Here is a 21,362-nt window from a genome sequence, read left to right as displayed (position 1 = left end):
ACAAAGAGAGATCTATGATTTTTAGGTATGCGTCAATCGCACAAGATGAAATAGAAAATCAGATTGGTTATAATGTTCTTACATGATCAGAGAATCTATCATCACTGGAGGTACAATGAGGTTTCTAGCGCTGCTCGTAATGCTTACCAGCCTGCCGCTCTGGGCCAGCGAATCCAACATTAAAATTCCGGATCTTTCTTACGGACAGACCCAGTTTTTGTACATAGGGCTCATAATCTGTGTACTGGGCTGTTTTTTCGGCTTTTTCCAGTACCAGCGAGTCAAAGCCCTGCCGATTCACAAAGCCATGGCAGATACGTCAAACCTGATTTACGAGACCTGCAAAACCTATCTGATCCAGCAGGGAAAACTGTTGATAGTGCTGGAAACATTCATCGCGCTCTGCATAATCTTCTATTTCGGATATCTCCAGGAAAACGCGGCATCCGGAGTGCTTCTGATCCTGCTCTGGTCTGTGATCGGCATTCTGGGCTCATACGGAGTGGCCTGGTTCGGCATCCGCATGAATACGGTGGCCAACGGCCGGATGGCCTTTGCCTCGCTCGAGAAGAATCCGATCAAGCTTTTCAACATTCCGCTGGACGCAGGCATGAGCATCGGCGTGCTGCTTGTCTCTGTGGAACTGGTGATGATGCTGATCATCCTGCTTTTCGTGCCCAGGGAATGGGCTGGAAACTGTTTCGTAGGCTTCGCGATCGGTGAATCGCTGGGTGCGAGCGCACTCAGGATCTGCGGCGGAATTTTCACCAAGATTGCCGACATCGGCTCTGACTTGATGAAGATAGTTTTCAACATCAAGGAAGACGACCCCCGCAACCCGGGCGTGATCGCCGACTGCACAGGCGACAATGCAGGCGATTCAGTTGGCCCCACAGCCGATGGTTTTGAAACATACGGTGTGACCGGCGTGGCCCTGATCAGCTTCATTGTACTCGCTGTGACTAAGGTGGAGGATCAGACCGAGCTTCTGACCTGGATCTTCGTCATGCGTATTTTGATGATCGTAACTTCTCTGGTGTCCTTCTGGATCACTAAAGCTTATACCACTTCAGCCAATCAGGGAAATGATGATCTGGATTTCGAGCATCAGCTGACCATGCTGGTCTGGATCACCTCGCTGCTGTCCATCTGCATGACTTTCGGAGTTTCCTACTGGCAGCTCTCTGGAATGCCGGACAACCTGTGGCTGAAGCTTTCTGTGATTATCTCCTGCGGCACTCTGGCCGCAGCCCTGATCCCGGAATTCACCAAAATTTTCACCTCCACCAAATCCGCTCACGTCAAGGAAGTGGTGACTGCAAGCCGCGAAGGCGGAGCCTCGCTCACCATCCTCTCCGGCATAGTGGCTGGAAATTTCAGCGCCTTCTGGATCGGCCTGATCATCATGGTGCTGATGTTCGCAGCATATGTGACCTCCAGTTACGGGCTTGCCGCTTTCATGCTCTATCCCTCCATCTTCGCCTTCGGCCTGGTGGCTTTCGGATTCCTGGGCATGGGTCCGGTCACGATCGCGGTCGACTCTTACGGTCCTGTCACAGACAACGCCCAGTCCATTTATGAACTTTCCATGATCGAAAGCGTTCCGAATGTGGCAGCCGAAATTGAGAAAGAATTCAAGTTCAAGCCGGATTTTGAAAAGAGCAAGCATTACCTGGAAGCCAACGACGGAGCAGGCAATACTTTCAAAGCCACGGCCAAGCCTGTGCTGATCGGTACAGCTGTCGTCGGCGCAACCACAATGATCTTTTCTCTGATACTTGTGTTGAAGAATACCCTGGGCGTTGAACCGGAAAAAGTCCTCAACCTGCTCAATCCCTATTCCATCCTGGGCACGATCGCCGGTGGAATGGTGATCTACTGGTTTTCCGGAGCTTCGATGCAGGCTGTGACCACCGGCGCTTACCGCGCAGTGGAGTATATCAAGAAGAATATCAAGCTTGAGGAGCAGGCCGGGGCAGATATTGAAAAGAGCAAAGAAGTGGTGAAGATCTGCACCCAGTATGCACAGGCCGGCATGTTCAACATCTTCCTGGCCATCTTCTGCTTCACCCTGGCGTTTGCCTTCTTTTCCGCCGCTGACAATGCGAATCCGATGCCCGCCGCCTTCTTCATCAGCTATCTGATCTCGATCGCGGTGTTCGGGCTCTTCTCTGCCATCTATATGGCCAATGCGGGCGGCTGCTGGGACAATGCCAAGAAGCTCGTGGAAGTAGACCTGAAGGAAAAAGGCACTCCGCTGCACGAAGCGACTGTGATCGGCGACACAGTGGGCGACCCGTTCAAGGACACCACTTCAGTGGCATTGAACCCGATCATCAAGTTCACCACTCTCTTCGGCCTGCTGGCCATGGAAATAGCCATTGTGCCAAGCTTCGTGCCAATAGCCCCCAAGGTCGGATTTCTCTTCTTCCTGGTAGCGTTGTTCTTTGTCTGGAGATCGTTCTATGGAATGAGGATCCCTGCCAAGGATGCAGCCTAGCCCTACTGATTACAACAAAAAGAGCGGCCGGATGGGCCGCTCTTTTTTTATGGATGCAGTTTCCTTATTTGTTTTTCTGCAGTTCCCTGATCCGGCCGGCCAGCCCCTTGGCAACCCGGTTTCTGGAATTCGAGAGGGTCTTCAGCGCAACTGGGATCAGAGACCGGTCGGATTCCAGGTCTGTGATGATCAGGTCTTCCAGGCCTCTGGCAGCGCCGGTCAGGCGGCGGTATTCGATCAGGTCCTTTCTGGGATTCGGCTTGCTGTCATAAAGGCTTAATAATGAGCGGATTTTCTGATGCGTGGCAGGCAGCAGCCATTCCAGCGAGGCTTTCAGGAACGATCTGCGCTGTTCAACACTCCCGATCCCCTCAAAACCGAAACCCAGGTAGATCACTTTGTATTTGCCTTCAAACAGCACTGCTGCGCCCTTGCTCTCCCCGGCTCTTCCACGGCGATCATTCTGAGCGATCTCGCTGAATTTGGAGCCGCCGTAATCTGCTGCCGTGAACTTGGCAGTGGGTTGCCCGTCGTAGTGAAGGAAAACGACCCCTCCATCTACAGCGTCCACCACGTCCGGATAGCGCTGATTTCCCGCTCCGTCCCCGCCGCTGATATCCATTGACAGCTGCATGACCCCCGCGAAATCTCCGCTCACATGGGAGAGCTTGGCATTGTCGTCTATGTACGAAGCATGAAGGTACTTCTTGTAAAAATCGCTGCTCTTGATGTTGTAGCCGATGTCCTGGCCCGTGAGGAACAGGCTGCCGCCCTGGTCCAGATAGCCGCCGAGAGCCCGCTGGTCCTCCTCGGTCAGGGTTTTGCCGGAATCGTCGCCGCAGAGCCAGATCACTTCAGTGAATCCACGTAAGAATTCCCCGCCGGGTGAGCCCTGCATCTTCAAGTCGTAAAGCGTATAGCTGAGCCCTTCGGCAGCGAGGGTTTCAGCCACATATTTTTCGTAGTTCTTGCCGTCGTCGTCGTCCACCACCAGGCGGTTGGTCCGCTCAATCTTGAAATTGTATGTGCCGCTCTCAGGCAGGCGCGTTGAACTGTTGAGCGTGATGAAATATTCGACTGTCTTCCCGAATTCCTGGCCTGGAATCCTCGCTTCATAGGCTCCGCTGCCGGTATCGGTAAAACTGGTTTCGGAAAAAGACATCTCGTTGCCGGCTTTGTAGGACAGCACGAAACTCTGCACACTGAAATTCGGATTGTGCTGCAGGTCCAGCGTGGCTTTCACAATGTACGGTCCGACATTATCAGTGGTCGAACCGCAGGGCTGATGCTTTAGTACAGGCCAGAGATTTCCAGCCCGCTTCAGAAGATACAGGGCTGCATCCGTGTTTTTCAGGCAGATGGAGTCCACTTCGGATTCAGCTGGGATGAAATCAGAGGCCAGTTCGATGGTGAAGGACAGGCATTTATTGTCGCGGTAGAGCCAGTCGTCCGACTCGCCGCCGCAAGGGTACAGGTCAGCGCTCTGGATCGGGGAATAACCGTTGATGGCAGCCATGCCCTGGGCCAGGTCGGAAAGCAGCTCAAAGTCAGGAGCTTTAATGTCGGAAGTGTAGCTCCAGGGATAAAGGATTTCCTCGCCGTGGCTGTGGAAGGAAATTGAAGTCACGAACTTCTCGCGCTTTACGAAATCGCGGATGGTCTGATTTTCAGGTTCAGAGAATATCTCAGGTCCCTGGTAGGTGTCGCTCCAGGGGGAGGTGGAGGCACCGTTACCCCATTCCACAGGATAATTACGGTTGGTATCCACACCGAAACTGCCGTCCTTGTTGTCCCGCCTGTTTTTGCGCCAGTCTTCCTTGGTCTGGCAGTGAGTCACACCGTCCGGATTCTGCATCGGCACGACCCAGACTTTGCGCGAATCGACCAGTTTCGTGATTTCAGCATCTTTTCCATACAAGGTCAGGAGTCTGTCAATGATCGCCATCGGCACTTCCACTGAGATCCATTCCCTGGCGTGATGGGCACCCATGAAAAGCACGGCCGGTTTGGTCTCCTCCAGACCGCGGCTGCCGCCGATCCTGATCGCCAGAATATCGCGCTTTTCCACGCTCTGACCGATCACTTCCAGGCGTGCGATCTGAGGGTAATTTTTGGCGTAATCATTGAGTTCCTGCACGACTTTCTCATAAGTGTGGTAACGGTTGCCCGGGGTAGCCCGGAAGCGGTACTTGGCGTAAAGTTCTTCCACATCGCGATACAGATATTCGTAAGGAATTCTCTTGCCTTTGAGCCATTCCAGACCCCTGTCGCCTGTGATTGCGGTGAGATAACCGGCTTTCCTGTTCACGCTTGTGATGTCGAAATATTCTGAAGGCAGTATCCTGGCTGTCTTCCAGTCTTTGATCACTATCACTGGTCTGGCTGCCTCGAGAGTGAATGTCAGAATCAATGCCGCGCAAATCAACAATTTTGTCATGAAGCCCCCTTCCCGTCCTTCAATTTTACCCGGATAACCCGGTCCGGGCAAGGGAAATCATGGCGCTCTTACTTATCTTTGATGATTTGATCCTGGATCAGCAGGAGGTGGACCTTGAGCCTGTCAGTGACTTCCATTTCATCTGCCAGCTTTTCGACCAGAGGTGTGACGGCTTTCCTGTATTTTTTGAAAATCTCGTACAATTCGACCTTGATTTCCTCGTCCAGGCAGGAATCTATCACCTGCAGCAGTTCCCTGATGCCGGATTCGTTCAGATAGGGTCCGATCGCTTTCTGGGCGATCAGGCGAACGCTCTGGCTGTCATCCCGCAGGGCAGTGAGGATCGTGCCGACAGCCTGGACATCATTGATGCCGTCCAGGGCTTCGATCGCCAGAGCCCTGGAACGCATGTCCTCGTAATAATTCAGCACAAAGTCACAGGCTTCGATGATCGCAGGGTCCCGGGAGAGAGTCAGGCTCTTGATCAGGCGCCTGATCTTCATCAGATCATCGGTCTCTTCATCGTAGAGCATCACGGCATGGGTGACTTTCTCGATCTGATTGCTGATATCCGGGGATTCGAGTGGCGGGAGGGGATTTTCAGGCTTAGGGTCCGAATAGATCTTGACCTTTGAAACACCCATTTTCCTGAATGTCGCGATCATCAGACCTGAGAGGAGACTTCCTGAATCAGCCAGAATGCGCTTCCCGGTCTTCACGTCGTCTGCCAGCACCATCCCCCGTTTGAGGATTGAGACAGGGATGGTCTTGATTTCCCTGTTTTCGGTCGTGATTCTGTACCTGTTACCGCTTACCGGATTCTGCTGTTTTTCCATAAATATCCATCATGCCCTAAAAAAACCGTGAACACAAGTGTGGCATCAATTCAAATCATCAATTATCTGCTTGAGTTTCCAGGGAGACTGGAAAGCCGCAGTCCCGATCTCTACAAGGTCTGCGCCTGCGATCAGAAATTCCCGCACATCCAGAGCGCAATCGATACCGCCGCAGCCGATGATCGGAAGACTGACCTTTTCCCTGACTTTATAGACGCAGTAGACGGCAAGCGGCTTGAGGCAGGGTCCCGAGATTCCACCTACCACGTTCCCGAGCACCGGTTTTCCGGTTGCCGCGTCAAAAGCGACACCCTTCAGGGTATTGATCAGGGTCAGCCCGTCCGCGCCTTCCTCCTGGCAGATCAGGGCCAGGGCAGCGATGTCTGTCACCAGAGGTGAAAGCTTGATGATCAGAGGTTTTTCAGTCAGTTTCCGGATTTTCTTTAAAAGTCCCCTCAGCAGTTCTGGAGAAGTTCCGATTTCGATCCCGCCTATGGCATTCGGGCAGGAAACATTGATCTCGAATGCAGCGATCCTCCCGCAATGTTTCAACTTTCTCAGCAGATCGCAATACTCGTCCGGAGATTTTCCAGCCAGATTTACAATCAGGTTGGTGTCCCAGGTCATCTGATCATAATAATCCCTGCAGAAGCTTTCCACTCCGGGATTTTCAAGTCCGATGGAATTGATCATTCCGCCCTTGAATTCAGCGATCCTGGGCTGTAAGTTACCGTCCCTGGGTGTAATGGTGACCGCCTTGGTGACTAATCCCCCCAGTATTTCCGGGGAACAATATTCCGCGAACTCCAGCCCGAAGCCCAGGCAACCCGAGGCATTCAGAACAGGGTTTTTAAATTTGAGCCCGAACACTGTTTTAGCGGAAAGAGTCATCGCAGAGCTCCTTTCCTGAAAAAACAGGGCCATCCTTGCAGACCCTTCTCATCCCGCCGGCAGTTCGGATGCTGCAACCCAGGCAGACCCCGTACCCGCAGGCGAATTTTTCTTCCATGGAATAAAAGGTCTTGTCTTTCGGAAGTTTTTTAAAAAGGGCTGCGCACATGCCTTTGGGGCCGCAGACATACCAGCGGTCAAAACCGGACTCGCAGTAATCAGTGATCAGGCCCTTCTGGTATTTCAATCCTTCTTCTGTGCAGATGATCGTTTTCACGCCAAAACGGTCGAGCAGCACTATCTCCTGATCCGTCTTTGCGCCGAACAAAAGTGTGACCTGATTGCTCTTTTTCAGTAGAGAAGCAAGATAAACCAGTGGAAAGATTCCGGAACCACCGGCGATCAGTTGAATTTTCAACCCTGATACCAGTTCAAATCCGTTCCCAAGGGGAAAAAAAACTTCAATGGAATCAAGGCTTTCCCGGAAAAGCTTTTCAGTACCCCGGCCCTTCTGCCGGATAAAAAAACCGTACCTGCGGTCCGAAAGTTTGCTTCCAATGGAAAAAGCCCTGGCTAAAGTGAATTCAGGCCCCAGGTCGAACATTCCGTATTGCCCGGGTTTCGCGTCGACAGGTTCAGGAAATTCCACGATCAGTTCAAGGATCTGGGGGGAGATCAGGATTTTATCGATTACACTAGCTAACATCTTATCACCTAGTGGTTTGTAAGTTGGTAAGAGGGTAAGTTTACAAGTTAAAATGCTTTTCCGAATCTTACAAACTTATAAACTTACTAACCTATCTTATTGACCCTGCCATCCACGATCGCATATACAGCCCTGCCTGTGTATTTCCAGCCCTTGAATGGAGTGTTCCTGCCTTTGGACAGGAAGATCTCGGGATCGACTTCACCGGAAGCCTCCAGATCCAGCACTGTCAGGTTGGCTTCTGTGCCTTCCCTGATCGTCCCTAAGGGCAGGTGCAGGATCTTCGCCGGGTTCACTGAGACCTTCCGCACAAAGTCGCCCAGTGTGAGCACACCTTTTTTCACGATATATGTAAGCATCAGGGGTACGCTTGTCTCAACCCCTGAGATGCCGAAGGGAGCGAAACTGTATTCACAGTCCTTGTCCTCGAAAGTGTGCGGCGCATGGTCTGAGGCGATGGCATCGATCGTGCCGTCGCGCAGGCCTTCGCAGAGCGCTTCGATGTCGTTCAGAGTGCGCAGGGGGGGATTGACCTTGGTGTTTGTGTCAAAGCTCTTGACAGCCGTATCTGTGAGCAGCAGATGATGCGGGGTGACTTCAGCGCTGACAGGCAGACCTTTTTTCTTGGCCTCCCTGATCAGGGCTGTGGAGCGGAGCGTGGAAACGTGGGCGAAATGCACGCTCGAATCTGTGGAAGCGATCAGTTCCAGGTCCCTGGCTACGATCACGTCTTCGGCTTCCCTGGGTATGCCGTGGAAACCGAGCAGCGAGGCAACGAGCCCCTCGTTCATCATGCCGTCTTTGGCCAGGGTCTGCTCCTCTGCATGCACGATCAGCGGGCCATGGAACATTTTGTTGTATTCCAGGGCTCTCCTCATGATGGCGCAGGAATTGATCCCTTTACCGTCATCGGAAATCGCGACTGCGCCGGCAGCGTAAATATCGGCGATCTCGGCCAGTTCCTCGCCCTTCTGCCCCTTGGTCACAGCTCCGATCGGGTACAATTTCAGGAATCCGGCCTTCTGATTCTGGTTGAGGATGAATTCGAGCGTGGCTCTGTTGTCTGCCACAGGTTTGGTGTTGGCCATGCAGGCCAGAGCAATGAATCCGCCCCTCAGTCCGGCCTTGGTGCCTGTATAGACGGTTTCCTTTTCCTCGTAACCAGGCTCCCGCAGATGAACGTGCATGTCTATGAATCCAGGGCAGACCACCAGTCCCGCCATGTCCATGGTTTCGTCCCCGGTCAGCCGTTTTCCGATCTTCTCGATTTTCCGGTCCCTGATCACTATGTCCAGAATTTCGTCGATCCCGTCCTCAGGGCTCAGCACTCTGGCGTTTTTAATCAGTAATTTCTTCATTTCCCCTCCCCAGCAGCAGATAAAACAGAGCCATCCGTACCGCTACCCCGTTCGTGACCTGTTCCTCGATCACTGAGCGGGGATGATAAGCGATCTCAGGAGTGATCTCGATCCCCCGGTTCATCGGACCCGGGTGCATGATGATGGCGTCGTCCTTGGCAAGAGCGAAGCGCCGGTCGTCGATGCGGAAGAGCTGGATGTATTCCCTCATCGAAGGGAAAAGTCCGCTCTGCTGACGCTCAAGCTGCATCCTGAGGCACATGATCACGTCAGCGTTCCTGCAGGCGTCCTCGACCGAGTAGGTGACCCTGACGCCGAGCTTTTCAATTTCCTTGGGGATCAGTGTCGGCGGGCCGCAGAGCGTAACGTCCACTCCCATCTTGGTCAGGGAAAAAATATTGGAGCGCGCCACCCTGGAATGGAAGATGTCTCCGATGATGGCAACCTTCAGATCCTGGAACTTTTTCTTGTGCCTGTAAATCGTATAAAGGTCAAGCATGGCTTGTGTGGGGTGGGCATGCGGGCCGTCTCCGCCGTTGATCACAGGCACTCCAGCCACCTGCTCCACCTTGCGGGAAGAACCTGGCGCTGAATGCCTGAGCACGAAAAGGTCGACTCCCATTGCCATGATCGTCTTGACAGTGTCTGTGAGCGACTCTCCCTTCTGCAGGCTGCTGGTGGAAGCCGTGAAATTGATCACATCCGCGCTCATCCGCTTGGCAGCTATCTCAAAAGAAATCCTGGTCCTGGTGGACGGTTCGATAAAGAACAGGCAAATGGTTTTTCCCCTCAGAGTCGGGATCTTCTTCACTTTCCTGGTGCAGATCTCCAGGAAAGTGTCGCTGGTCTGAAGCACCAGCTCCAGGTCCTCCCGGGTGAGATTCTCGATGTCATGCAGGCCTTTCTCCATCATCTACCCTCCTCTTCTACAATGTAAATCGCATCCTCGCCGTCGGTTTCAGAAAGCATCAGTCTGATGTCTGTGTTGTCCCCTGCTTCCACTAATTCTCCGAAGATATCCGGCTGGATCGGCAGTTCCCTGCCTCCCCTGTCGACCAGCACCAGCAGCATTATGCGGGAAGGCCTGCCGAAATCGATGATCTCGTCCAGGGCCGCCCTGATCGTCCGGCCGGTGTATAATACGTCATCCACCAGGATCACGGTCTTATCCTCGATGTCGAAATCAATCCTGGTCTCCTTCACCACCGGATGCTTTCCCAGCTGGGTGAAGTCGTCACGGTAAAGGGTGATGTCCAGGGTACCCAGAGGAAATTTTCCCTTCTTCAGTTTTTTCAACTGCTCAATCAGCCGCTGAGCCAGAATCACTCCCCTGGTCTGGATGCCTAAGAAAACGACTTTTTCTGCTCCGGTCAGTCCGGCCACCCGTTTCGCACATTCAGCGATCAGACGACCGACCTGATTCCGGTCCGCAATCAACTTTTTCATAGGTAATCCCCTTTTCAATATTGAAATTCATCCTTTTGCTCCATCTGGGGTCTGTCTGCGGAAAATCTTTCCGAAAATGCACTCCCCGGCTTTCTGCCCTCAGCAGGGCACTCTTTGCCACCAGGTATGAATTGATCAGCCTGTAATATCCAGGCAGTCCGCCAAAACTGACTCCGGTTTCCGAAAATTCGCCTAATTTCCGCTCAATCCCATCCACCAGTTCCTGTAGTTTAGTCCCTTCCCTGATCACTCCGGTGATCTCTGTCATCAGATTTCTGAATTTTTCACTGTCCCGACAGCTGAACTTCCTGCCGCGCCCGGTGGATCCGATCCTGTCCGAGAGATGGCCATGGCGGCTGAACTTTCCGGCCGCGAATCCGGCTCTGCGCCCGAACACCAGTGCTTCGAGCAGGGAATTGCTGGCCAGCCGGTTGGCCCCGTGGCACCCTACATTTGCGGCCTCTCCACAGGCGTAAAGTCCGGCGATATCGGATCCTCCGCAGAGGTCGGTCTTCAGCCCGCCGATTGTGTAATGTGCCACCGGCCGGATCGGCAGGAGCTGGGTTCTCAGGTCATATCCCTTCCTGAGGCAGTTGTTGAAAATCGTGGGGAAACGCTCGGTCAGAAATTTCCCGGGGAGATGCCTGGCATCGATGAAAGCTTTTTTCTGCGCCACTATGGCTCTGGATACTATATCGCGGGGCGCGAGCTCCATCAGTTCGTGCACACCGTTCATGAAGCGCTCGCCTTTTTCATTGAGCAGATACGCGCCTTCGCCGCGCAAGGCTTCAGTGATCAGAAATGTCGTGCCATCCTCGCCTACAAACGCAGTGGGGTGGAACTGGACAAATTCCATGTCCGAAATAGTGGCACCATGCAGGAATGTTTCAGCTAAAATTTCGCCGTAATTCGTCTCTGCCTGGGTGGTGTATCTGTAGATCTGGCCGAAGCCGCCTGAAGCCACGATCACAGCTTTACTGTTCCAGAAAACCGGCCCCTCTTCAGAAGTGGAAAAAACCCCCCTGCATTCGCAGTCTTCGATCGCCAGATCGTAGACGAAAGCCTCTTCCACGATCCTGGTCCGTCCCTGGTTGTGCACCATGCCCATCAAAAACTGCACCAGATTCCAGCCTGTGGCGTCCCCTCCGGCATGCAGAATCCGCCTGAATGAATGCGCCCCTTCCTGCCCGAGTTCTATGATCCGATTCTTGTCATCGAATTTCATGCCCAGCCGGACCAAAGAAGTGACCACCTGCTGCCCCTCTTCCACCAGGATTTTCACGGCTTCCCGGTTGTTGTAGTAATAACCGGCCTTCAGGGTGTCCTGGTAATGATCCTGCAGGCTGTCCGGATCGTCCCAGACGCAGGCGATGCCTCCCTGGGCGAGCGACGACGAACTGGAGAGCTTTTTCTCCCTGGTCAGGATCACTGGATTCAGGCCTGATTCGGCGCAGGCGACTGCCGCCATCAGACCGGCGAGTCCGGATCCGATAATCACGATATCAGCAGGGATGGTTTTGACAGGTTTGGGGAAAGACAGGTGTGCGTTAAAAAGTTTTTTCACGACCCGTATTATTCCTGATTTTAAAAGCCGTTTCAAACCCTCTTCATTCGAGGGTTTGATAACAGATTTTAATGGATTTTATCACACGGTCGTGAGGTCTACAAGAAAAAAACAGACTGGGCCACAGTCTGTTTTTTTAGAACAATAATTTTTAATTTTAAATTATAAATGTTGAATGGGAAGAAAACAGCATTAGCAATATCTGTAATTCAGCATTCAACATTAATATCTGTAGTTCTCTGCCTTGTACGGCCCTTCTACCGGCACACTCAAGTAGTCCGCCTGCTCCTTGCTCAGCTTGGTCAGTTTCACGCCGAGCCGGCCCAGATGCAGCCTGGCGACTTCCTCGTCCAGCTTCTTGCTGATTGTGAACACATTCAGGTCGTGCTTTTTGGTGGCCAGTTCGATCTGAGCCAGGCACTGGTTTGTGAAACTGGTGCTCATCACGAAGCTCGGGTGTCCCTTGGCGCAGCCGAGATTCACCAGCCTGCCTTCGGCCAGTATTAAGATGGAACGGCCGGATTTAAGGGTCCAGCGGTCCACCTGGGGCTTGATGTTCAACTTTCTGCAGCCTTTGGTGGTTTCCAGGTAATGCATGTCGATCTCGCTGTCGAAATGCCCGATGTTGCAGACAATCGCCTCGTCCTTCATCTTCTCCATGTGCGATCCTGCGATCACCCTGCAGTTTCCTGTGGTGGTGACAAAAATGTCGCCCTGGGAAACCACTTCTTCCAGAGTCGTGACTTCGAATCCTGCCATGGCCGCCTGCAGGGCGCAGATCGGGTCGATCTCAGTCACTACCACTCTGGCTCCGAAGCCGCGCATGGACTGGGAGCAGCCCTTGCCCACATCGCCATATCCGCAGATCACCACAGTTTTGCCTGCCACCATGATATCTGTGGCGCGCTTGATGCCGTCAGCCAGGGATTCGCGGCAGCCGTATAAATTGTCGAACTTGGATTTTGTGACAGAATCGTTCACATTGATCGCAGGGAAGAGCAGCTCGTTCTTTTCCTTCATCTGATACAGCCTGTGCACGCCTGTCGTGGTCTCTTCGGACACGCCCCTGATTTTGGAAGCGATCCTGGTCCAGTGCTTGGGATTCCTGTCGATTGACTCTCTGACCCTGTCCATCACGATCGCGAATTCCTTGTTGTCCGCTTTCCCGTCCAGGATGGCAGGCTTGCGCTCGGCTTTCACGCCGTAATGCACGAGCAGCGTGGCGTCACCGCCGTCGTCCACGATCAGGTCTGGGCCTGAGCCGTCAGGCCAGGTCAGGGCCTGCTCAGTGCACCACCAGTATTCTTCCAGTGTCTCGCCCTTCCAGGCGAAGACTGCGGCTGTTCCGGCTCTGACGATCGCTGCCGCAGCCTCGTCCTGGGTTGAGAAGATATTGCAGGAAGCCCAGCGGATGTCCGCTCCCAGCACCTTGAGTGTCTCGATCAGCATGGCCGTCTGGATCGTCATATGCAGGCTGCCGGTCAGTTTCAGCCCTTTCAACGGTTTCTTGGGGCCGTACTTTTCGCGCACAGCCATCAGCCCCGGCATCTCGCGCTCTGCAAGCTGCATCTCTTTCCTGCCCAGTTCTGCGAGCGTCATGTCAGCGACTTTGTGAGTCAGCTTGAGGTTGAGCGGCAGGTAAGCTGTCTCAGGCCTGCTGGAGGCTCTGGCTTTTCCCTTCCCTGTTTCCCGCTCCATTTCAGTTCCGTTCTTCTTCATGGTACCTCCGGCAATTTATTGATTTATCAAAATCTTCCAGGCCATTATTTTAGCATAGCAGGGTATCAGGTTACCAATAGTCAGTTCCTGTGATATGATAACACCGTGAAAACTCGCACCCTGCTCCTCTGCTTCCTGACTTCTTTCTGCGGATCGACCATCGCGATCTTCGTCTCAGGCCTTTCCAGGGCAGGCATAGCCTACCCGCTCTCGCTCCTGAAATGGCGCCTGTTCTTTGCCGCCATCTTCTTCTATTTCCTGTATAAGCGCCGCTGGTTCACTTTCGTGGAAACTGACGCCAGGCAATCCTCAGTCAACGAAAACCGCCAGCAAATCCGGGCCGCAGCGCCGCTCCCCTGGCTTGTTTTAATTTACCATGGCCTGGTGCCCACTTTCGCCGCAATGCTGATGTTCTTCTACAGCATCTGCATCGGCACTCCGGCAGGTTTCGCCACTTTCCTCTTTTTCCTCTATCCAGTCTCCAACATGTTGTATGGGTATCTGATCCTCTCTGAAAAGCCCAGCGGCCGGGCTTACATCTCGCTCGCCATAGTGCTGACAGGCCTGGCCCTGCTCCTCTGGGACAAGGCGGACGCCTCGCTGATCGGGATCGTCACAGCGATAGTCTCAGGCAATCTGTTCGGCACAGGCGTAATCTGCCACCGCTGGTACAAGCTGAGAAATCTCTCCACAGCAGTGGTGAACTTCTATGTGTTCATGGTGGGAGCCCTGGCTGCAGTAATCCTGGATGCGCTGGTGATCCGCTCAGGCATCGACCCTTATCATTTCTCAGGCCTGATCCCGCTCAGACCCGAAGTAGCCCTGCATTTCCTGGGCCTGGTCCTGATCGGCACAGTAGCTTTCTTCACTTTGCTCTCCTATGTGTCAGGCAAAGTAGAGAACTACCTGCTTGGCATCTTCCTCTCCCTGGAGCCTGCTCTCACCACTCTGATGTCTGTGCTGATTCTGGGAGAATCCCTGCCGATCCCGAAACTCTCAGGCATGGCCCTGATCATGACAGGGATAATTATACTGTCGCTGAAAAAAGAGCAGAGCTGATCAAAGAAATTCAGGCACAAAAAAATCCCTCTGCATCTCAAACGGCTATTTCATCGAGCCTTACTGGATCGAAGTCACCCATTCTTCAACCGGGCTTGCTAAAAATGTTTCCAATGGAATGCCTCCTGTGCCGACCAGCAAAGTATGATCAACCCTGAATTTCCCGTTGAATTGTTCCAGGCCCTGAAGTGAGGTTTTTTTTCTACCGCTTTTCACTTCAATCGCAGTCACTGTTTTTCCGGATCGAAGCACAAAATCCACTTCCCGGTTTCCGCCTGCCCAGTAATAAACTTCCAGCCTCTTTCCCTTTGCCCCGTTTAACAGCGTCGCGCCAACCGCAGATTCCACCAGCCGTCCAAAGATTTCAGGCTGTCCGACTGCAGCTTCATATGAATGGGACGAGAGTGCACTTAAAAGGGCGGTGTTGTAGACCATGAACTTGGGGCTGGAAGACCTCGTTCTTGCAGCATCACCGTAAAATTTCTGGAGCCCTGTGAGCAGCCCTGCGGAATCAAGCAATTCCAGGTAATGGGCCAGAGTGGTCGTATTGCCGGCGTCCTGCAATTGCCCGAGCATTTTCTGATAAGACAGCACCTGACCGGAATATGTGCAGCCAAGCTCAAACAGCCTGCGCAGCAGAACAGGTTTTTCCACCCGGTTCATAAGCAGAATGTCTCTGGAAACCGTGGTTTCGATCAATGAATCCAGGATATAATGCCTCCATCGTTCGTGATCCTCGATCAGCGCGGCGCTCCCCGGATAGCCTCCATAATATATGTATTTCAGCAGATCCCAGCCGAAAGCAGCCTTCATTTCTGGAAACGACCAATGCGTGACAGGAATTGTTTCGAATCTGCCGGCTAGGCTGTCTGATAAGCCTTTACGGACCAACAGCGGGGATGAGCCGAGAATTACTGCTCTCAACCCGCTTCCGGAAGCTGTGTCCTCGTCCCAGAGCCGCTTGACTGTCTCGGACCAGTCCTGAATTTTCTGGATTTCGTCCAGAACAACCAATCCTTCACGATTCCTGCACAGCGCCCTTGCAGTCTCCCATTGCTGCGTCAGCCAAGCCCGGTCCTTTAGCAGCGGTTCATCCGCTGAGGCATAATGAACTGGAACCGAAATCTCCTGCATCATCTGCCTGACCAGGGTAGTCTTTCCTGTTTGCCTGGGGCCTGAAAGTACCTGGATAAAGTTCCGCTTTGCCCTGCATCTTTTCAGAAACTCCGAGAACACCGGTCTTTTAAACATTCAAAGCCTCTTTTTTATTTTTGCTCAGTGCATTGAGTAATTTTACTCAATGCTGTTCCTGAATGCAAAATTAATCTTAAAATTGATAAACCTGTCATCCCAATGAATCTGATCTTACTGATTACTGTTTTACTCCTGATCTGCCTCAGCGAACTCAATTTCTGCATTTATTTGTTGTTTGCTGGATGATGTTTTCTGTCTACTCTTCGGGGCAGAGCGATTCCTTGATTTTCCGTTCATTATCAAGAAAAAATCGCTTTACATCGTTCCAGGCGGTATTGTTCAGGCTGATCGGATCAGGAGATTTTTCCGCATCCGCAAAATAAAACAGAGCTTTCAGGACATGGTAACAGTTGATCCTGCCTGGGCCGTATTTATCCAGGATCGCCTGCTTCAGATCAGGTGGGGATGTCTTTCTCAAAATCTCAAAAAGATCATAAAAATCCTTTTTTTCCGCGCGCTGAGAAACCGCAATCACCTTCATGCAGGCTATATCAGGAATCCCGGCAACCTGGATGCCCCTGAAACCGGAAAAATTCTGCAGAACTCGATAAGGATAATAAAACAGGGATATTTTTACATTGTTTATGAAAGCCTGGATTGTTTCCTGATCTTCCGCAGCGATCGTACCACCAAGTCCGGTAATACAGCGGCAGAAATAGTCGGTATTGAACTTTTTTTCGGAAAAGAAATCCAGGTCAACGCTTTTCCGATGGCCCAGATGCAGAGCCAGAGCCGTTCCGCCGGCAAGATAAAACGACTCTGCAAAATCTCTCTTCAGTGAAATCTTGTCAATAATTCCAATCAGTTCAGGATCGATTGATTTTTCAAACATAAAACCTCATCCAGAGGAACACCAAAATGGACAGCCCAGAAATTGGCACCTTTTTTATCAAGATTCCTGGATTTTCTGAGCACTTCAATCAGCAGCTCAACTGGAAATTTTTTCAGCATCCAGTTCACCTGTTCGGGATTGCCGAGAGTAATGATTCTTTCCACAATAAAAAAATCGTGCTTTCCGGTTACAATGGACTCCACTGCCACATCCCAGAAAAGGCAGCCGAGCAGTTTCCGCTCTTCAAGGCTGAGCTTGTCTTCACTCATAACAGTCCCCACCATCATTCAAAATTTTCTTTCCCTGTTCCCCATTAATTCTACCAGATTTCCGCACCTGCTGCAGCGAACTCTATTTCTGCATTTACTTCGTTCTTTTGAAATTCAAACACAAAAAAATCCCGCTGCATCCGAAATTCTTTCTGATTTACCATGAAATTACAGTGGTCGATATTATCCGCAAGAGAAGATTCAGTTGATTTCAACTGGTTTGACGGCATTGATTCCAGGCTTATCAAAATCAGAATCATAGCTTACCAGCTTCAATCCGTTCTTGACAGAAGCCCAGAGTTGATATGAATCATCAAAATCCAAGTGATATTCCCCGGCAACCTTTTCAAGATCTTTCATTTCTTCAGGATTCAAGGTCACAATATTGATTCCATCGATAAGAAGATCACTTAAAAAGGTGTGGAACAGTTCAATTTTTTTGAGCCGGAAAAGGATTATTCCAATCGAATGGATGGAAAGATCAGTGATGAAAAGTTCGTCAAGCCTGACTTTCAGGAAGAGGCTTCTAACCTCTTCAGCTTTTTCCTGCCCGAGCAATCCTTCAATAAAAACATTAGTGTCAAGAAGATACATCAGTCACGCCAATCAAGAGATTTTTTCTGGAGTTCCATTGCGGTAAATTTTCCCTGGAATTCGGAAAGCCCGCCGATCCATTCAAGGCTTGGCTTTCTCCCTTTGTGATTTTCCCTTTTGGCAAGAAGAAAATCGATAAAATCAAGGACTTCCCTGCGCAATTCGTTCGGCAGTATTCTGATTTTGCTTTCAATATTCATAATTTCTTGATCCTTTAAGTTTACAATATCTTCAATATCTTACATTTGGCTTACAGTCTTGTCAATTCCCACCGCCCGTTTCGTCATCCCTGCGGAAGCAGGGATCCATCCGTTCCTGATTTTTTTTGATTTTCTTGTATTCCCTCCCATCCCCTTTATATAATAAGCCTGTTGCTGATACATCGGACTTGCTAATGAATCTGATTTTACTGATTACTGTTTTAATCCTGATCTGCTGCAGCGAACTCTATTTCTGCATTTATTTCAGCCTTTTGAAATTCAAGCACAAAAAAATCCCGCTGAACCGGAAATATATCAAGGTGATGCACTGGCTTTTCTTCATCTCAATCCTCTGCATCCTGTATGGCTACTTCATCGAGCCATACTGGATCGAAGTCACTCATATCACGATCAGAAGCCCGAAACTGAAAAATGGCAGCCTGAGAATCGTCCATTTAAGCGATTTTCACAGCAGTGATGGAGTCAGAAACGAAGGAAAGCTGCCTGGAATCATCAATCCTCTGAAGCCTGACCTGCTCGTGTTTACAGGCGATGCTGTGATTTCCAAAGCAGGTATACCTGTCTTCTGCCGGGCCATGAGTTCCCTGGAAGCCGGCATAGGCAAGTTTGCGGTGCTGGGGAATACAGATGCGCTCAACTCCCTCAAAAACAGAATTTTTGAGAATACAGGGTTCAAGGTACTCAACGGCGATAAAGTGGCATTTGAAAAAGGCGGGACTTCTTTCATCATCACTGGTCTGCAAAGCTTCTATCCTCACGTGACAGAGACCAATGTTTTTCAACAATACCCGATTCTTCACGATCTGAAGCCCAGCTCCTATAATATTCTTTTACTGCATTCTCCGGATCTCTTCAACACTCTCGATTGCGGGATCGATCTTTTTCTGGCAGGCCACACGCATGGCGGACAGGTCAGTCTGCTCCTGACAGGATCTCTTTTTTCCCATTCAAAATACGGATACATCAGCGGCGAATACTCAAAAAATGATGCCCTGCTTTATGTGAACAGAGGGCTTGGAGTAGAAAAAGGCGGCTGGCATGGAGCAAGATTCCTCTGCCGCCCAGAAGTAACGGTGATCGATATCGTCCCTCAAGAACAGTGAGTATTTTTTTCCTTGCATTTCTTTTCCCTGCTTCACTATAATACCCATTATGCTGATATATCTTATCCTTTCTTTGGCCTTGCTGTTCCAGACCCCGGCCATGGCCTATATTGATCCGGGTTCAGGCAGCTATCTGTTCCAGGTGACTATCGCAGCCTTGCTTGGCGGCTTATACGCGATCAAGCTTTACTGGCAGAATCTCAAAGCCTGGTTTAATAAGAAATTCAAGCGGAAATCAGATAAGTGACATCTCTATATGGCTGCTGAAATACTTCCTTCTTCTTTCAGAGATCCCTCAGGTTTTGTCTTTCAGCAGGACGGTAAATTATATCGGCAGATCAACCGCTGCTATCAGAATGATTATGACCTGTTAATCAAATCCGGCCTTTACGATCACCTGGTTTCCGAGGAATTGCTGATTCCGCATCAAGACTGCATAATAAACTCCCCTCAACCGGAAACTCTGTATAAAATCATCAAGCCTCAGGAAATTCCATTCATTTCCTATCCCTATGAATGGTGTTTCAGCCAGTTGAAAGCAGCTGCTCTGCTCACTTTGCAGATCCAGGCCAGGGCACTTGAACACGGTCTGACCTTAAAGGATGCCAGCGCCTACAACATCCAATTCACAGGCTACAAGCCGATCTTCATCGACACCCTGTCCTTCGAGAAATATCAGCCAGGCTCTCCCTGGATAGCCTACCGCCAGTTCTGCCGGCATTTTCTGGCACCACTGGCTCTGATGAGCTACCAATCCCCTGAACTGAACAAACTAAGCCTCAGCTTCCTGGATGGAATCCCGTTAGATGTAGCATCTGCAACCCTTCCTTTTTCCAGCAGATTCAACTGGCACCTTTTAGTGCACCTGCACATGCACGCCTCCAGTGAAAAGAATTGCCAGCCCGCTACTAATACAGGAAACCAAAGCCAGATCACTCTCAACTCCCTGAAAGGGATCATAGACAGCCTGATCACGGCAGTCCAGAAACTCAATCTACCCAAAAACAAAACTCTCTGGAGCGAATATTACGAAAACACCAATTACAACACAAAAGCCATGTCCGAAAAAGAGCGGATAGTCCGCGAAACCATAGCTCAGATCAAGCCTGCCACAGTCTGCGACGCAGGCGCCAATACCGGCAGATTCAGCCGTATTGCTTCCGAATCAGGTGCCTACACCATCTCAATCGACAGCGACCATGAAACAGTAGAACTGAACTACCTTGATGCTCAAACCCGCAAAGACAAAAACCTGCTCCCAATAAACGCCGACCTGTCCAACCCCACACCAGCCATCGGCTGCCTGAATCAGGAGCGGAGTTCACTGCTCTCACGCGCTCCGGCAGACCTTACCCTGGCCCTTGCCCTGATCCATCACCTGGCAATTACCAACAACATGCCAATGGACAAAATCGCCAGGCTCTTCGCCTCTTTTTCCAAAAACTTGCTGATCGAATTCATCCCAAAGACAGATTCCCAGATTGTGGAAATGCTTTCCATGAGGAAGGATATTTTTATCTCTTACAACCAAGATGCCTTTGAAAAGGAATTTTCTGTGTTTTTTCGCATAGTCAAGAAATGGGGAATTTTCGAGACGAAGAGAAGTTTATATTGGCTAGAGAGGATTTAGTTCCGTTTCGTGTGTTTAAATTCTCAAGTATGGACAATTACTTCTTTACTAAGTAAAATTTGTTCAATGCTCACCATAGTGATACCAGTTTACAATGAGGAAAAAAACCTACCCGGGCTGCTAGACGGCCTCAAATCTATTCCACAAAATTGGGAAGTGATTATCGTAGACGATGGTAGCACTGATTCAAGCGCTACTATTCTTAAATCGTCGGGTTACATGGTGATTACTCACCCGGAGAATTATGGCTACGGGGCAGCACTCAAGACTGGGATCAGAGCGGCAACGAGTGAATTTGTGGCAATCATGGATAGTGACGGCCAGCACCAGTCAACGGAGATTTCCAAGCTTCTGGAACATTGCAGAGATTTCGACATGGTAGTAGGGGCGCGGCGGACAGGATCGGTATTGCTTCGAAAACCCGGAAAATTCCTACTCGCCCAATTCGCAGATTTTCTGACCGGTAGAAAGATCCCTGACCTGAACAGCGGGTTCAGGATTTTCAAGAGGGATTTCATAGTCAAATATCTGCCGATACTTCCGGACGGTTTCTCCTTCACTACCACGATCACGCTGGCTGCTTTCACTGATGGATACAGGGTGAAATATGTGCCTGTGGATGTGATCCCTCGCCAGGGAGGAAGGTCGGAAGTGCTTGCGTCCGACGCACTGCGTACTTTCTATATGGTGCTCAAGATGGCTGCCTTCTTCAATCCACTCAAGGTTTTCCTGCCGTTCAGCTTGATATGCTTTACCCTCTCTGCATGGGAACTTCTGTATGAAATTCACCTCAAGGGTTTGTTCCACATTTCCGGCAGTTTCACTGTGATGTCGCTGGCAGGCTTCATCTTCTTTTTCTTTGGATTGATTGCGGATATGCTGGCTACAATGAGAAAATGGAGATAATTTAGAATATGATGTTTCTAGCGAGAGAAATCTGTTT

20 protein-coding genes are annotated in these 21,362 nt (G+C 50.8%); 6 read left to right on the top strand and 14 right to left on the bottom strand.

What is annotated here, in order from left to right; genetic code table 11:
- The first annotated feature begins 115 nt into the window (after positions 1 to 115).
- Positions 116 to 2,500, top strand: coding sequence for a sodium-translocating pyrophosphatase (locus PHW04_03045; protein ID MDD2714853.1), 2,385 nt, complete (start codon positions 116 to 118; stop codon positions 2,498 to 2,500).
- 64 nt (positions 2,501 to 2,564) lie between these two features.
- On the opposite strand, the gene PHW04_03040 is transcribed toward PHW04_03045, so the two are convergent.
- The 9 genes from PHW04_03040 to ahcY form a co-directional block, all read right to left on the bottom strand.
- A complete protein-coding gene (locus tag PHW04_03040; protein MDD2714852.1) occupies positions 2,565 to 4,937 on the bottom strand; it encodes a M14 family metallopeptidase in 2,373 nt (790 codons plus the stop codon).
- A 68-nt stretch (positions 4,938 to 5,005) separates the two neighbouring features.
- Complete coding sequence (locus PHW04_03035; GenBank protein ID MDD2714851.1) at positions 5,006 to 5,773, bottom strand: hypothetical protein; 768 nt, start codon at positions 5,771 to 5,773, stop codon at positions 5,006 to 5,008.
- A gap of 45 nt (positions 5,774 to 5,818) precedes the next feature.
- The gene (locus PHW04_03030; protein MDD2714850.1) at positions 5,819 to 6,664 is read right to left on the bottom strand and encodes a dihydroorotate dehydrogenase; all 846 of its coding nucleotides are present in this window, start codon (positions 6,662 to 6,664) and stop codon (positions 5,819 to 5,821) included.
- Positions 6,648 to 7,370, bottom strand: a complete 723-nt coding sequence (locus tag PHW04_03025) for a hypothetical protein (GenBank protein MDD2714849.1) — start codon at positions 7,368 to 7,370, stop codon at positions 6,648 to 6,650. The genes PHW04_03030 and PHW04_03025 overlap by 17 nt, the downstream gene beginning before the upstream one ends.
- An 86-nt stretch (positions 7,371 to 7,456) precedes the next feature.
- A complete protein-coding gene (locus PHW04_03020) occupies positions 7,457 to 8,728 on the bottom strand; it encodes a dihydroorotase (GenBank protein MDD2714848.1) in 1,272 nt (423 codons plus the stop codon).
- Positions 8,709 to 9,641 (bottom strand): aspartate carbamoyltransferase catalytic subunit, encoded by a 933-nt coding sequence (locus PHW04_03015; protein ID MDD2714847.1) that lies wholly within the window; start codon positions 9,639 to 9,641, stop codon positions 8,709 to 8,711. Before PHW04_03015 ends, PHW04_03020 begins: the two co-directional genes overlap by 20 nt.
- Positions 9,638 to 10,174 carry a bifunctional pyr operon transcriptional regulator/uracil phosphoribosyltransferase PyrR gene (gene pyrR, locus PHW04_03010; GenBank protein MDD2714846.1) on the bottom strand — a complete coding sequence of 179 codons (537 nt, stop codon included), beginning with the start codon at positions 10,172 to 10,174 and terminating at the stop codon, positions 9,638 to 9,640. Before pyrR ends, PHW04_03015 begins: the two co-directional genes overlap by 4 nt.
- Positions 10,125 to 11,738, bottom strand: coding sequence for an L-aspartate oxidase (gene nadB / locus PHW04_03005; GenBank protein ID MDD2714845.1), 1,614 nt, complete (start codon positions 11,736 to 11,738; stop codon positions 10,125 to 10,127). The genes pyrR and nadB overlap by 50 nt, the downstream gene beginning before the upstream one ends.
- A 222-nt stretch (positions 11,739 to 11,960) precedes the next feature.
- Positions 11,961 to 13,457: an adenosylhomocysteinase gene (gene ahcY / locus PHW04_03000; protein ID MDD2714844.1), complete on the bottom strand. Its 1,497-nt coding sequence runs from the start codon at positions 13,455 to 13,457 to the stop codon at positions 11,961 to 11,963.
- 105 nt (positions 13,458 to 13,562) lie between these two features.
- On the opposite strand from ahcY, the gene PHW04_02995 reads away from it, so the two are divergent.
- Complete coding sequence (locus tag PHW04_02995; GenBank protein ID MDD2714843.1) at positions 13,563 to 14,516, top strand: DMT family transporter; 954 nt, start codon at positions 13,563 to 13,565, stop codon at positions 14,514 to 14,516.
- A 60-nt stretch (positions 14,517 to 14,576) separates the two neighbouring features.
- Here PHW04_02995 and PHW04_02990 read toward each other — a convergent pair whose 3' ends face one another.
- The 5 genes from PHW04_02990 to PHW04_02970 form a co-directional block, all read right to left on the bottom strand.
- Positions 14,577 to 15,767, bottom strand: a complete 1,191-nt coding sequence (locus tag PHW04_02990) for an ATP-binding protein (protein MDD2714842.1) — start codon at positions 15,765 to 15,767, stop codon at positions 14,577 to 14,579.
- Positions 15,768 to 15,966: 199 nt separating this feature from the next.
- Positions 15,967 to 16,602: a nucleotidyl transferase AbiEii/AbiGii toxin family protein gene (locus tag PHW04_02985; GenBank protein MDD2714841.1), complete on the bottom strand. Its 636-nt coding sequence runs from the start codon at positions 16,600 to 16,602 to the stop codon at positions 15,967 to 15,969.
- Positions 16,572 to 16,871: a hypothetical protein gene (locus tag PHW04_02980; protein ID MDD2714840.1), complete on the bottom strand. Its 300-nt coding sequence runs from the start codon at positions 16,869 to 16,871 to the stop codon at positions 16,572 to 16,574. The genes PHW04_02985 and PHW04_02980 overlap by 31 nt, the downstream gene beginning before the upstream one ends.
- Positions 16,872 to 17,072: 201 nt before the next feature.
- Positions 17,073 to 17,465, bottom strand: a complete 393-nt coding sequence (locus tag PHW04_02975; protein ID MDD2714839.1) for a PIN domain-containing protein — start codon at positions 17,463 to 17,465, stop codon at positions 17,073 to 17,075.
- On the bottom strand, positions 17,465 to 17,665 hold the full coding sequence (locus PHW04_02970) for a DUF2281 domain-containing protein (GenBank protein MDD2714838.1): 201 nt from the start codon (positions 17,663 to 17,665) through the stop codon (positions 17,465 to 17,467). Before PHW04_02970 ends, PHW04_02975 begins: the two co-directional genes overlap by 1 nt.
- Positions 17,666 to 17,859: 194 nt before the next feature.
- Here PHW04_02970 and PHW04_02965 point away from each other — a divergent pair, with 194 nt between their 5' ends.
- The 4 genes from PHW04_02965 (at position 17,860) to PHW04_02950 (ending at position 21,325) form a co-directional block, all read left to right on the top strand.
- The gene (locus PHW04_02965; GenBank protein MDD2714837.1) at positions 17,860 to 18,789 is read left to right on the top strand and encodes a metallophosphoesterase; all 930 of its coding nucleotides are present in this window, start codon (positions 17,860 to 17,862) and stop codon (positions 18,787 to 18,789) included.
- 49 nt (positions 18,790 to 18,838) lie between these two features.
- A complete protein-coding gene (locus tag PHW04_02960) occupies positions 18,839 to 19,036 on the top strand; it encodes a hypothetical protein (GenBank protein ID MDD2714836.1) in 198 nt (65 codons plus the stop codon).
- A gap of 9 nt (positions 19,037 to 19,045) precedes the next feature.
- The gene (locus PHW04_02955; protein ID MDD2714835.1) at positions 19,046 to 20,419 is read left to right on the top strand and encodes an SAM-dependent methyltransferase; all 1,374 of its coding nucleotides are present in this window, start codon (positions 19,046 to 19,048) and stop codon (positions 20,417 to 20,419) included.
- Between the two features lie 66 nt (positions 20,420 to 20,485).
- Positions 20,486 to 21,325: a glycosyltransferase family 2 protein gene (locus PHW04_02950; protein MDD2714834.1), complete on the top strand. Its 840-nt coding sequence runs from the start codon at positions 20,486 to 20,488 to the stop codon at positions 21,323 to 21,325.
- The last annotated feature ends 37 nt before the right edge of the window (positions 21,326 to 21,362 follow it).

The sequence above is a fragment of the Candidatus Wallbacteria bacterium genome, assembly GCA_028687545.1.
Taxonomy (GTDB): domain Bacteria; phylum Muiribacteriota; class JAQTZZ01; order JAQTZZ01; family JAQTZZ01; genus JAQTZZ01.
This window is presented reverse-complemented; position numbering and strand designations above follow the sequence as displayed.

Bases quoted from the DNA above. Each gene is read 5' to 3' on its own strand.
- PHW04_03045 (MDD2714853.1), top strand. From the start codon at position 116: ATGAGGTTTCTAGCGCTGCTCGTAATGCTTACCAGCCTGCCGCTCTGG.
- PHW04_03040 (MDD2714852.1), bottom strand. From the start codon at position 4,937: ATGACAAAATTGTTGATTTGCGCGGCATTGATTCTGACATTCACTCTC.
- PHW04_03035 (MDD2714851.1), bottom strand. From the start codon at position 5,773: ATGGAAAAACAGCAGAATCCGGTAAGCGGTAACAGGTACAGAATCACG.
- PHW04_03030 (MDD2714850.1), bottom strand. From the start codon at position 6,664: ATGACTCTTTCCGCTAAAACAGTGTTCGGGCTCAAATTTAAAAACCCT.
- PHW04_03025 (MDD2714849.1), bottom strand. From the start codon at position 7,370: ATGTTAGCTAGTGTAATCGATAAAATCCTGATCTCCCCCCAGATCCTT.
- PHW04_03020 (MDD2714848.1), bottom strand. From the start codon at position 8,728: ATGAAGAAATTACTGATTAAAAACGCCAGAGTGCTGAGCCCTGAGGAC.
- PHW04_03015 (MDD2714847.1), bottom strand. From the start codon at position 9,641: ATGATGGAGAAAGGCCTGCATGACATCGAGAATCTCACCCGGGAGGAC.
- pyrR (MDD2714846.1), bottom strand. From the start codon at position 10,174: ATGAAAAAGTTGATTGCGGACCGGAATCAGGTCGGTCGTCTGATCGCT.
- ahcY (MDD2714844.1), bottom strand. From the start codon at position 13,457: ATGAAGAAGAACGGAACTGAAATGGAGCGGGAAACAGGGAAGGGAAAA.
- PHW04_02990 (MDD2714842.1), bottom strand. From the start codon at position 15,767: ATGTTTAAAAGACCGGTGTTCTCGGAGTTTCTGAAAAGATGCAGGGCA.
- PHW04_02985 (MDD2714841.1), bottom strand. From the start codon at position 16,602: ATGTTTGAAAAATCAATCGATCCTGAACTGATTGGAATTATTGACAAG.
- PHW04_02980 (MDD2714840.1), bottom strand. From the start codon at position 16,871: ATGAGTGAAGACAAGCTCAGCCTTGAAGAGCGGAAACTGCTCGGCTGC.
- PHW04_02975 (MDD2714839.1), bottom strand. From the start codon at position 17,465: ATGTATCTTCTTGACACTAATGTTTTTATTGAAGGATTGCTCGGGCAG.
- PHW04_02970 (MDD2714838.1), bottom strand. From the start codon at position 17,665: ATGAATATTGAAAGCAAAATCAGAATACTGCCGAACGAATTGCGCAGG.
- PHW04_02965 (MDD2714837.1), top strand. From the start codon at position 17,860: ATGAATCTGATTTTACTGATTACTGTTTTAATCCTGATCTGCTGCAGC.
- PHW04_02960 (MDD2714836.1), top strand. From the start codon at position 18,839: ATGCTGATATATCTTATCCTTTCTTTGGCCTTGCTGTTCCAGACCCCG.
- PHW04_02955 (MDD2714835.1), top strand. From the start codon at position 19,046: ATGGCTGCTGAAATACTTCCTTCTTCTTTCAGAGATCCCTCAGGTTTT.
- PHW04_02950 (MDD2714834.1), top strand. From the start codon at position 20,486: ATGCTCACCATAGTGATACCAGTTTACAATGAGGAAAAAAACCTACCC.